This window comes from Oligella ureolytica DSM 18253 (genome assembly GCF_000373745.1).
In the GTDB taxonomy this organism is placed as follows: Bacteria; Pseudomonadota; Gammaproteobacteria; order Burkholderiales; family Burkholderiaceae_B; genus Oligella; species Oligella ureolytica.
This window is the reverse complement of the sequence record NZ_KB892327.1, coordinates 1-11,531: the sequence shown is the minus strand read 5'-3', so window position 1 is coordinate 11,531 and position 11,531 is coordinate 1. Positions and strand designations below refer to the sequence as shown.

Genomic DNA, 11,531 nt, shown 5'->3' with positions numbered 1-11,531 from the left:
ATCGTGAGGTTTTGCTCGTAGGGCATTCTCCATGCCCCCAATGGCCTCCTCAATCCATCCTTCAATCTCGGAAGGGGATAAATCATAGGCCCGACTTGCTTCCGAAACGGTGGTTTTACCTTTAAAAACATCTAACACTAACGCACTTTTACGCTTGGCTGTCCAACGACGATTCTCTGACTTCATCTCTGTACTCATGGTCAAATTTTCTCCATAATATCAAATTAAGACCTGAGCAGGTTTTTACTGGGTCATTACATATATGCAGACTGATGTCCGGATACTGGCGCAGCAACTCTTGCATATCGGCTTGATAAATCGTGCAGATCTCAGAAGCTTGCGTGACTTCGGCGTAGGAATCTTGGGCAGCAGATGAAAACAGGTTCTCCCCGGCAAAATCTCCGGGTCTCAAAATACGCACAAGCTGCTCTTTACCCGACTCTGACAATCGATACACCTTAACTTGTCCCGTGTGCACAATAAATAGCTTGTCTGACGGCTCGCCGGCACGATGGACAAACTCGCCTCGCTCATACACTCGCATCGCTGCCTTATCTGCAATGATAGCCAATTCGTCATAAGTTGACATCCTCCCCGCCCTAAAGAACGGGGAGGATGTCAACAAGACACCATTACGTGCACCGTTACCAATACCTGCAACCATAGAGACAGGAGCTGAGATAACTAGAGCGCCGGGACAGGCAATAACTAAGAAGGTGAGTGCAATTTCGGCGTTACCTCATATTAGATAGACCAAGATGGATAATATAACAATCGCCGGCGTGTAAATCTGCGCGAATCGGTCCAAGAACTTTTGAGTAGTGGTTTTGGATTCTTGCGTCTCTTCAACCATTTCAATGATCTTAGCGAAGGTCGTGTCATCACCGACCCGATCAGCAATCACTTCAATATAGCCGTTATCAATCATCGTCCCGCAATTGCCAAAAAAACAGTGCCGGGCTCCTTCTTAACTCGCCTACCGAGATATCCGGGGTATGAGTGGCGTGTCGCAGGATCTGATTTAGTATCGATTGCTGATGTCCTTTTTGACGTGTTTGATTAAGAGTGATAGGCACTGCTTTTAGTGAATAAACTCACAACTTAGTTTCTAGCCAAAGGGTTGATTGCTGTATTGTACGGGAATCGCTCTTTGGCTTTTACCCCTGTTAACTATGAGTTCAATCTTGTCAGCTGACAGTCAAATGGTTATGATTATCATTAATATCTATTTGAAGTGGTGCACTGCAATTTAGTGTTAATCTACACTAACAGCCATTCAATTGGCATTAGCTAACCAATAGGAGGTTTTATGTCTTATACATTACCTGATTTACCTTATGCTTACGATGTATTAGAGCCACATCTTGATGCACAGACGATGGAAATTCACCAGACTTACATCACTAATACTAACAACGCACTTCAAGAAGCCGGCTTAGATTTCCCTGCGATTGAGGAGTTAGTTTCTAATCTTGACAAAGTACCTGAGAACATCCGCCAGTTTGTTCAAAACAACGCCGGTGGCCACGCTAACCACAGCCTATTCTGGCTTGTTATGTCACCTGATGGCGGTGGCAACCCTAACGGCAAAGTAGCTGAAGCTATCGATGCTGATTTAGGTGGTTTTGATGCATTTAAAGACGCTTTCACCAAAGCAGCCGTTTCTGTCTTCGGTAGTGGCTGGGCCTGGTTGAGCGTTACCCCTGAGAAGAAGCTTGTTGTTGAGAGCACCGGCAACCAAGACAGCCCTCTCATGACCGGCAATACACCGATTTTAGGCCTTGACGTTTGGGAGCACGCATATTACTTGAAGTTCCAAAACCGTCGCCCTGAATACATCGCTTCTTTTTTCAATGTCATTAACTGGGATGAAGTTAATCGCCGTTATGCAGAAGCCATTGCCTAATTAGTATTTTATGGGCGAAGCAAACACGCTGATTAGCCAAGTGCGGTATCAAGCATCATCATCAATACAAAGCCGATAATCAAACCGCTGGTAGCCCAGCGCTCATGGCCTTTGCGATGTGATTCAGGAATAATCTCATGGCTGACAACAAAGAGCATCGCTCCGGCAGCAAAGCCTAGGCCCCAAGGTAATAAATTGGCTGAACCCACAACAGCAATCGCACCAATGACCGCTGCAATTGGCTCAATGAGTCCACTCAGCACACCAATCAATACGGCAAACCATCGATTGTAGCCTGCAGCTAATAAGGCAACAGCCACCACTAAACCTTCAGGGATATCCTGAATGGCAATACCTACGGCTAAGGCATTACCGGATACCTCGCCAGGCACACCATAAGCCACGCCGATTGACAATCCTTCCGGGATATTATGCAAAATAATAGCAAACACAAATAACCAGGTGCGGCGCAATCGACCGGCATCCGCGGGCCCTTCTCGGCCTTTAATAAAATGCTCATGTGGCAGCACGTGATCTAACAGCATCAACGCTCCGGCACCAATCAGCATGGAGGCACCAATAATACCGCTCGCAACCCATGGACCGCCACCCATAACTCCCATGGACTTGACTGCGTCAAGCCCCGGTATGATCAAAGAAAAGGCACAAGCAGCCAGCATCACACCGGCACCAAAACCATAGAGTGTGTCTTGGGTACGCTGTGATAAAGTCTGTGAGAACAAGACCGGTGTCGTACCAATGGCAGTCGCTAACGCTGCAATTGAACCGCCAATAAGTGCGCGTAAAACGACTGGATGCTCATGCATATAATCCCACAGCTGCTGTGAAATTAAGATAATCACTGCGGCATAGATCAGCAACCCTACCCACAATCTAATACTATGCCTGACACTGACGGGGCGCTTAAGCTTGGATAAGGGTGCCGATTCACTATGAATTTTATCTTTCATTAATTAACTGCATTCCTGTATCAATACTGTCTGTAGTAGTAGCTAAAAACAACCGTACTATTCTAACAATAATTGCTCATGCTAATGATTGATATTTTTGAAAAATTTAATAGTTCAAATAAATTTAAGTAGTAAATGCACGCATTGCAAGCCCAATTAATTAATTGCTGTTAAACCAAATGGATAAGGACTTTCCGGCATTGCTCGCACAATATTTTGTACAGCTGACTGAACCAGCTCTTCGACCACCGGATGATAAAAAGGCGTTGCCAACAGCTCACGCGCTGTCATTTTCTGAGAGATTGCCAATGCTAAAAACTGGGCAATATGTTCGGCCCTGGCACCCACCATGGCTGCACCTAACAATTTCCCGTCTTTTTTATCGGCATAAATGCGTAACACACCTTCTTTTGAAGAAAGGATACGGCTACGACCATCGCTTTTTGAATAGGCGGTGCCAATCAGCACCTCGTCTTCATTTAAGTCATTAAAACCGGCACCCACGCTAATGATATCAGGCTGAGTAAAAGCGATCGCTAAAGAAGTCTTACGCTCAAAGGCCTGCGCTACCTCACGACACGCATTAAACCCTGCAATCGCCCCCTCAGCAGAGGCTTCATGCATTAAGGTGCGATGGGCGTTAGCATCACCCACTAGATAGACCGGATAATCTTCTATTTGTAAGGTATTAAGATTAAATTTAGGCATACCATGCTCATCCAGCTTAAAACCGGCTTCTGCCAAATTCAACTGATCAATATTGGGACGACGACCTAAAGCGACCAACACCTTATCCACCCTCACTTTATTGTCCCCACTCACTAATTGCACTCCCTGTTCAGCGGCCTCTAGTCTGGCAGGTTCTCCTAAGAACATGGGCAAATCTTCTGCAAAGGCTTGCTGCGCATACTTTGCAACTTCAGGATCACGAATGCCGCCAATGGTCTCTGCCATATCAGCACCCACCACCTCAACCCCCAAGCGCTGCATTGCTAAACCCATTTCCAAACCAATGGCACCTAAACCAAGCAGACCAAGACGTTCCGGCAACTTCTCCAGCTCAAAAAGTTGATCGGTAGTTATTAAATAGTCACTAAAAGAGGTTAAAATGCTCGGCACTACCGGACGGGAACCGACGGCAATAACCACTGCCTTGGCTTCAATACGCTGTAGACCGTCTTTGTCCTCAACTTGTAAGACGGTAGGCTCAAGAAAGCTAGCCTCACCCATCAGCAAATGCTCACCGGCCGACTTAATGGCATTATCGGCAGCACCACCGGCAAAACCATCTCGCATGCTGCGGACTTTTGCCCAAGTCGCTGTACGATCAATCACTAGCTTTTCAGTCCCTGAAATACCATATCGCTTTTGCTCTTCACGCATAGACCATAATTCTGCGGCATGTAAGGCAACTTTTGAGGGCATACAACCGACACGGGCGCATGTAGTTCCTAAGGGTCCCCTATCAATCAAAACAAAGCTTTTCTTCGCACGCTTCACCTCGCGCAGCGCATATAAACCGGCCGTACCGGCACCGATGATAGCGACATCAACTTGACGTGTTTTCATGATTAACCCCTTTCTTGAATAATGATCTATAAATTAGATAATGCTAATATATATTCTACCTTTAACCAAGCTCATCTGCAAACGCTTTTGTCACAAGCCCAACGACTTCCTGTGCCTCAGTAACGCTGTCACCATGAAAAATAACCGCTTTACCTCCGGCCTTTAGAAAGGGTTCAACACTTTTAGAGCGGTCATCTAAGAGCAAGGTGTTTGCAGTGGCGTAACGTGCTTTATGCTCACTTTTATGAACAAAATTAGCAACCACCTCACCTTCTACATACTCCGCCAACCAAGCTTCCTTTTGCTTAATAACCCTCTCCGGGAATAATTTACCAACAGAGCTGAGAATTTCAACCTGATAGCCCAAGGTCCTTAACTCCGCCAAGGCATTAACCACCGGCATAAAGGGATGCAGATCCCTATAAAAGTCGCCCTCGCCGTCAATCACTTTTCGGTACACTTTTTGTTCTTTAGTCGAAAAGGCATTGTATTGACTGTAAGGCAGCTCGGGAAACAATTTTGTAAAGCCTTCGACCCAATCAGCCAGCACTCCATCCATATCGAAATAAACTGTCTTGACCATGCATAAGCCCTTTGATAAAAAGATAATTTCTTAGTCTAGATTCTAGCTTAAAGTTCATGCGCTCTCGAAAGTTCTCCAACTGATTGAATAAATAGCTCGTAAATAGCTCGCTTAGCTCTGTGGTGCCGTCATAAAAGTTAACCAACTTTCTCAGTTTTCGCGCTTATGTCTGCACAGAAGTGACTCAAAACCCTAATCGCCTAGCTCGTGTCCAAGATTTTATCGCTCAAGTCATAGCTTCCGACGTATTATTGCCTACCATAGACAAAGGATTTTCACTCGATGATGTCGTTGAGACTCATCAATATTTGGAGTCCAAGCAACAGTTTAGGAAAGTTATGATGACTGTAGATTAAGCTCAGCCCAAACCAACAAAAAGAAAAGGTGAAGCGAGATAACACTAAACGTCACTCGCTTCACCTATAAAACAATGAATCAGACAAGCTATTCACGACCGATCATGGCAGTGTTCAACTCTTTTTCCGGCCCAACAACCAACAATAACTGCGCTCCGGCCGCACCTGTTTTGGCGAAGTGAGCTGCATTTTCGTGCGTGAGAACAAAGGCACCACCCACCGGTAGTGTTTCAAGCCTACTCTCGTCGTATTCACTGCCCATAGCCAGTTTCATATCACCTGCTAACACAGTTACAATCGCTGCTTGACCCTCCTGCATCGCACCGTGCGGTGGTAGCTCTACATTTGGTGGATACCATACGCGTATAACGCGCACCGTACCCTCTCCATATGATAACAACACCAAGGCGCGCGAACCGCTAGCAGAAGGTTCGCCGGCAAAATTAGCTGCTTCTTGTGGGCCATGTAAAACCATCTCTTGGGCCGAGGCAGAAAATGCAATAGCCACACTGCTGATCATCGCCAGTCCGATTAATAATCGTTTGAAAACACTTGCATATCCATGACCACTAGACTGAGGATGAGCAGATCGTGACTTATATATACTTACTTGCTGCATGACTTTATTCCATTACTTTAAATGATAACGATTCTCAATCATAACATATTGTCAACGGCAATTTAAAAATGACCCCCGGGAGGTGCGGATCTTTTCTTGGACTGGTTTATGACTCAATTAATCCCAACTCTTGCCGATACTGGATGGGGCTTTTATAACCTAGTGATTGCTTAATGCGCTTTTCGTTATACCACTGAATATAATCATTTACCTGTTTTATCAGCTCTGATATGGAGACATTGCTCCAATCACGATTATAGAGAAATTCATTTTTAAATCGACCAAAAAACCCTTCACAAGCGGCATTATCTGGTGAGCATCCTTTTCTCGACATCGAACGTACAAGCCCTGACTTTTCAACAATTCTCATCCATTCCGGCCAGCGATAATGCGCTCCTCGATCACTATGTATGATTGGCTTTTGTTCGTCTTTCAGAGTGGAAATCGCACTGGTTAACATCGTATTGACTAACTTTGCATTAGGACTAGTTCCTATCGACCAACTGGCAATCAAGCCGTCAAAGCAGTCCACAATAGGGGATAGATAAACTTTTCCTGCCGGTATGCGAATTTCAGTAATGTCTGTTAACCATTTTTCATTAGGTGCTTTTGATTTAAAGTTTCTTTTTAAGAGATTCTCCGGTGCAGGATTAAACTCGCCGCAGTAAGCATTAAAGCCTTTTCTTCGACTGAACGTGACTTTTAGATTTTCTTCTGCCATCAGCCGCCGGATCACCTTTTCTGAAATCACGATATGTTGCTTTTTTAATTCACTAACAATGCGTCGATAACCATAACTTTGATAGTTCTCATGAAATAGTTCGACCATTTTAGCCCTAACGTCTGCGTATTTGTCACACGTATTTAATCTGCTTTTATTATAAAAGTAGGTGCTTCGAGCAAGGTCTACCGACTGCAACAATATGAGAAGGGGGTAGTCGTTTTTTAGGGTATCAACAAGCTGAGTTTTCTCACGATTTGTTAGTTTTGTTTTGTCGATACCCAGCTCTTTTTTTAATAATTCATTGCTTTGAACTAAGATGTCATGCTCCATACGGAGTCGCTTGACCTGCTGTTCTAGCGTCTGCTTCTCTTTAAGTAAATCATCATGCTTGATATTTTTTTCTTTATGGTTGAATCACTCATAGCTCGCATCTCCTGATTGGCAAGTAATTGATTCTTCCAATGGTATAGTGTTTGACGACTAACACCAACCATATTTGCTATTTGTTTTACCGACCCTTTCCGGGCTTGGAGAGTAATCACCGCTTGAGTCTTTTGTTGACGGTTAAAGTTTGCTGTCTTAGTAAGATGGTACTCTGACTTAAATAGCTCAGGATGTTGTTCCTGTAACCATTTACGGAGCGTTGCTCGACACGGATAGCCAAGGCAGCGTGCCGTGTACGTAATATTGCAACCATTATCAAAATAATGACTTATTGCGTTTGTTTTCTGTTCAGCCGAAAATAACGTTTTTTTACGTTCATACCCTTGCGGTAAATCACCATGAAGCTGATAGGTTTTAAACCAACTTTTTAACGTGTTCTTAGTGGGATAACCTAAGGTTTGAATTGTTAATGCAGTGCGTTTCCCAAGTTTGATATAAAGCTTAACTGCTTTTATCATTTGTTCATATGAATACATGATCTACCTATCTAAAGTAGTCCAAGTTTTTGTCCGCACCTCCGTTTTAATGTTCGGTAGCGTCGCTAATTTAAGTAAGGTGCTCTGCGACCTAAGCGCTTTAGCATTTAGTTCTTCAGAAAGGAGCTTCTCCACAAAGTCAGCATAGGTGCCTTCCGAGTTTAGGTGATGTTCAGCCACCTTAGACCAGACTTCATCCATGGCATAAAGACCTAATTGCCGACACATGTCGGCAATGCGTTCAGATTGTAAACTCATGGCCTTCTCCTAAGAACAATGCATCATAGGTGGATAAAGGATGCTGTAAGCTCTCAATCGGCATTGGCATTTTATTTGACGAACGCGTAATGACCATATTGCCGGTTCTTATCGGCAACGGCAATAAGGCCACTTTCTCCTTGATGAGCCGGTGATTAGGTGTCTCTTGTGTTGTGCCATGTACGCGAGCATTGGCCACGCTCGTCAACCAGTGCCCAATACGACCATTGGCTGTTGGCACATCCAGCTTGAGTCCCTCGGCACGTAAACTTGCCTGCAAAGGCACGATAAAGCTGCCCTTTAAGTAGCGATTAAATCGTTCCACTTTACCCTTCGTCTTAGCACGATAAGGACGACATACACGAGGCCGGAAACCATACTCCTTGGCCAGCAGAAGTAACTGAGAGTGCCAGCGGTGTTCACCAACACCATACGCATCGCGTTCTAAAATAATGGCTTTAGCATTATCAAATAATACCTCTCTCGGTACGCCACCAAAGAAGTCAAAAGACTGCTGTAGCCCCGTTAACCATGATTCACTGCGTTCATTATCAAAGAAGTAGACGTAACTCGCTCTGGAATAACCTAAGGTCGCTACAAACGCTTTTAGTGGCTGCCCCTGACGACGGATAATTGTAAAATCCACCTGTAATTGCTCACCGGGTTCAGTCTCAAAAAGCACCAAGGGCTCAATTGAGGCAGCGGGCTTAAATTGAGCAACGTAGTCGCTCAGTATGCGTATCCTGCCGGGATAGCCAAGCTCAACAATCTCCCGATACAGTACCGCTGCCGGTATCCAATCGGGTGAGGCGCTTTGGATACGTTGCTGAATATATGGCTTATAGGGTTCGAGTTTGCTCTCTCTGTTTGAACTTCGCTGATACTGTGGCACAGTCGATTCTTCGTTAAGATACTTCTTAACGGTGTTACGTGAAATACCCGTTTCTCGGCTAATCGCTTTGATCGATTGCCCCTGTCTTTTTAACACCTGTATGGTCACAACCATCTCCTGAGTTAACATAAGCGGTCTGAAAAACCGCTAGTTTAAAAACTAGGGGGTCAAAATTCAACTGCCGATTGGGGGTCATTATTACATTGCCGATAACAATATATAAAATATACATCTATTAGAATATAATACTCTGAGAAAAATTCAGAGCGTAGCGTGCTAAACCTCAGTGGCTTGGTCTAAAGCCTGTCTAATCGTTTTACCCAATAGCGGCTTGTCAGACGCTCTATGTACATAGCTTAACAAAGTCATTTACCTCCCTCGAATTTAATTTTCTGGCTGTTTCGATTATGATGTAAACAATACCTTTGCTATTGATGCTTCTTTAAAAGCATTGATATTTTCTGCATAGACGATTTCATTAAAAATAACAATTGATTTTGTTTATGTTTACGTTAAGGAAAACAATAAATGACTAATATCACTATTTACCATAACCCACGCTGCGGCACTTCTCGCAACACCTTAGAACTCATCAAAAACGCAGGTTTTGAGGTTGAAATAATTGAATATCTCAAAAATCCACCAAGCAAAGAAACGTTAAAAAAGTTGGTACAGGATTCCGGTCTGGCTATGCGCGACTTTATGCGCAAAAAAGAAGCGATTTACCAAGAGAATAATTTGGACGACCCTAAATGGTCTGATGATGAATTACTTGATTGGATAGCAAAAGAGCCTATCTTAATGGAACGCCCTGTGGTCGTGACCCCAAATGGCACTCGCCAATGTCGCCCTAAAGAGATTTTATTTGAAATTTTGCCTGAGGCAAAGGTGGGGTAAGAAGAGTTATTCAAAAACTCATAATGAACCATCTTTTATAATTGATCTTCGTTCATGCCACACTCCTAGTGAGCTTTGTGAACTCTTACTTAGCTTGACTAAATGAGCTATATCCCTTAATATAATAACTAATATGCTCGGCGCCTCTTCATGGATTTACTCTAGGTACGCGTCGGCTCTCATTTCCACTTCCAGATATCCCACTCTTCCCAACCCTTTACCAATCCAAAGTCTGCTAAGTTAAGGATGAACTTCTTCTTGGATGGAAACTCATTAAGTACGTCTGAAAAACGCTGCGACCAGCTTGAATTAGGGCAAAGCACTTGTAGCATCTGTTGCATAAAACAAAAATATAAAAAAGGCCGTTGATTATTTAATAGCTCCCAACAATCTACATTTTTGGGTACAGAAGAACGCTCTAGCACGTTAACATTCCACAAGCGACTGTGGTGTGCTGAAACGTTCCGTATGAAGTTCAAACCACGTAGCCAGCTAGCAAAGTTCTTACCCCTCTCTACTCCATATTTTTGAGCAATACGATCTCGGTCGCCTAACTTCATGCCTGAATACAACTTTGACAGCATTCCAAAATCCCACACCTCTATTGCTACCCAAATCGGTAGTTCACCTCCATACACTCGCTTGTGATGTTCAACAAAAGACTCTCGTCGTGAACGGTTAAGTTGTTGATTATATTTTTCAAGCCATAATTGGTATTCTGTTTTTCCAGTATTATGTCCGGTTTTTAAGGGCTGTTTAGTGAAACTTCCATGCAAATACTTTGGATTTTGATGTGCACAAGGTTCAAGCTTTCCCAATAGATAAGCCACATCAACTCGTACTGCTCACTCAATACGCTCTAACGCGTCTAAAGCGAGTAATCGAAGCTTAGCATCAAAAATATAGAGCCGAACAGCATCCTCAAAGCGACTCCCGTCTACGAACTGGTCTAAACGAATAGGTCTTTTCTGTCGTGCTGAAGCACTTTGATTGATCAATCGCATAGGATACCAATAACCACTCAAACGATAATAACCAATACGCGCTAAATATCTTAAAGCTGCCTCATCATCCTCGACTTGAAGGCCTCGTCTTTTAAGGATTTGAAGTTGCTCGGGGTAAGACTGCCACGGTTTAACTCTATTCATTTTTAAAATTATTTACTCCAAATACTTTTCCACTAATCAACGAGCCTGATTATAGATTTGCATCTGTTCAATAAAACGAGAAAAACTCGACAGTAGCCTAAATACTTGCTCGTTCCGGAAAGCTCTCTGCTTATCCACACTCTTTAAATACTCACAGATAAGCTAGCTCAATGATTCTACTATCATACCGTCAAAACAAACTATATCATTCCAGTCATTATCGCTAATACCATCAATTGGTACGCCTAACTAGGAGCAGAGCTGTAAAAAACTCCCCACATCCTGATCTTTCTATACCAGCTCATTTATAATCGAGTGGTTTTCCTACTATTTTACTATCGGGCTAGCGGCCTGAGTGATAGCCCTTTAATATATAAAGCCGGCTAACAATATGCTCATCGCCTACAAAACCAAATTAACAATGCTTTTAAACACTGCCGACTTCAACCTTGATTTAGGTCGACTTAGCAGCAGCGTTGATAGTTTCAAATAGTCGTGAGGTTTTGCAATCATAACTGCCAACGTTTTTGACATCCTCCCCGCCCTAAAGAACGGGGATTCCTACGGCGTTCAGGCGACCATCGCCTGACTCGCTTCGGTGGGTTCTTGGCCCGACGCCCTTACCTACAGGCGAAGTCTCTGCACAAGCTAACCGGGCGTGTCCCGCCCTTAACACATTGATCGCGCC

The 11,531-nt window shown here is 43.8% G+C and carries 11 protein-coding genes and 2 pseudogenes; 3 read left to right on the top strand and 10 right to left on the bottom strand.

Annotation, left to right across the window (positions count from 1 at the left end; all coding sequences use genetic code 11):
• Positions 1 to 198 (bottom strand): DUF1153 domain-containing protein (locus B092_RS14755; protein WP_156813072.1); only part of this gene is annotated, 198 nt, incomplete at its 3' end.
• The gene (locus B092_RS15480; RefSeq protein ID WP_197933405.1) at positions 149 to 664 is read right to left on the bottom strand and encodes a Crp/Fnr family transcriptional regulator; all 516 of its coding nucleotides are present in this window, start codon (positions 662 to 664) and stop codon (positions 149 to 151) included. The genes B092_RS14755 and B092_RS15480, both read right to left, overlap by 50 nt.
• A gap of 267 nt (positions 665 to 931) precedes the next feature.
• Here B092_RS15480 and B092_RS16150 point away from each other — a divergent pair.
• Together B092_RS16150 and B092_RS0110605 are read left to right on the top strand one after the other, a co-directional pair.
• Positions 932 to 1,063, top strand: a pseudogene (locus B092_RS16150) (anti-virulence regulator CigR family protein); the annotation flags it as partial.
• A 246-nt stretch (positions 1,064 to 1,309) separates the two neighbouring features.
• The gene (locus B092_RS0110605; RefSeq protein WP_018575218.1) at positions 1,310 to 1,906 is read left to right on the top strand and encodes a superoxide dismutase; all 597 of its coding nucleotides are present in this window, start codon (positions 1,310 to 1,312) and stop codon (positions 1,904 to 1,906) included.
• 32 nt (positions 1,907 to 1,938) lie between these two features.
• Here B092_RS0110605 and B092_RS0110600 read toward each other — a convergent pair whose 3' ends face one another.
• From B092_RS0110600 to istA, 7 genes are all read right to left on the bottom strand, one after another.
• On the bottom strand, positions 1,939 to 2,877 hold the full coding sequence (locus tag B092_RS0110600) for a ZIP family metal transporter (RefSeq protein ID WP_018575217.1): 939 nt from the start codon (positions 2,875 to 2,877) through the stop codon (positions 1,939 to 1,941).
• Positions 2,878 to 3,033: 156 nt separating this feature from the next.
• Positions 3,034 to 4,446: a dihydrolipoyl dehydrogenase gene (locus B092_RS0110595; RefSeq protein ID WP_018575216.1), complete on the bottom strand. Its 1,413-nt coding sequence runs from the start codon at positions 4,444 to 4,446 to the stop codon at positions 3,034 to 3,036.
• A 61-nt stretch (positions 4,447 to 4,507) separates the two neighbouring features.
• Positions 4,508 to 5,029, bottom strand: coding sequence for a 5' nucleotidase, NT5C type (locus B092_RS14225; protein WP_018575215.1), 522 nt, complete (start codon positions 5,027 to 5,029; stop codon positions 4,508 to 4,510).
• Between the two features lie 444 nt (positions 5,030 to 5,473).
• On the bottom strand, positions 5,474 to 6,004 hold the full coding sequence (locus B092_RS0110585; RefSeq protein WP_018575214.1) for a cupin domain-containing protein: 531 nt from the start codon (positions 6,002 to 6,004) through the stop codon (positions 5,474 to 5,476).
• Between the two features lie 106 nt (positions 6,005 to 6,110).
• Positions 6,111 to 7,648, bottom strand: a protein-coding gene (locus B092_RS0110580) for an IS3 family transposase (RefSeq protein WP_408637649.1) whose coding sequence is annotated in 2 segments (ribosomal slippage) — positions 6,111 to 7,141 and positions 7,141 to 7,648 — 1,539 coding nt in all. Because the reading frame shifts where the segments join, the coding sequence is not laid out codon by codon here.
• Positions 7,649 to 7,651: 3 nt separating this feature from the next.
• Positions 7,652 to 7,906: an ATP-binding protein gene (locus B092_RS0110570; RefSeq protein ID WP_018575211.1), complete on the bottom strand. Its 255-nt coding sequence runs from the start codon at positions 7,904 to 7,906 to the stop codon at positions 7,652 to 7,654.
• Positions 7,890 to 8,927 carry an IS21 family transposase gene (gene istA, locus B092_RS0110565; protein WP_026253734.1) on the bottom strand — a complete coding sequence of 346 codons (1,038 nt, stop codon included), beginning with the start codon at positions 8,925 to 8,927 and terminating at the stop codon, positions 7,890 to 7,892. The genes B092_RS0110570 and istA overlap by 17 nt, the downstream gene beginning before the upstream one ends.
• A gap of 399 nt (positions 8,928 to 9,326) precedes the next feature.
• On the opposite strand from istA, the gene arsC reads away from it, so the two are divergent.
• A complete protein-coding gene (arsC, locus tag B092_RS0110560; protein WP_018575209.1) occupies positions 9,327 to 9,695 on the top strand; it encodes an arsenate reductase (glutaredoxin) in 369 nt (122 codons plus the stop codon).
• A 179-nt stretch (positions 9,696 to 9,874) separates the two neighbouring features.
• Here the strand turns inward: arsC and B092_RS14220 are convergent.
• Positions 9,875 to 10,843, bottom strand: a pseudogene (locus B092_RS14220) (Abi family protein).
• Positions 10,844 to 11,531: the final 688 nt, after the last annotated feature.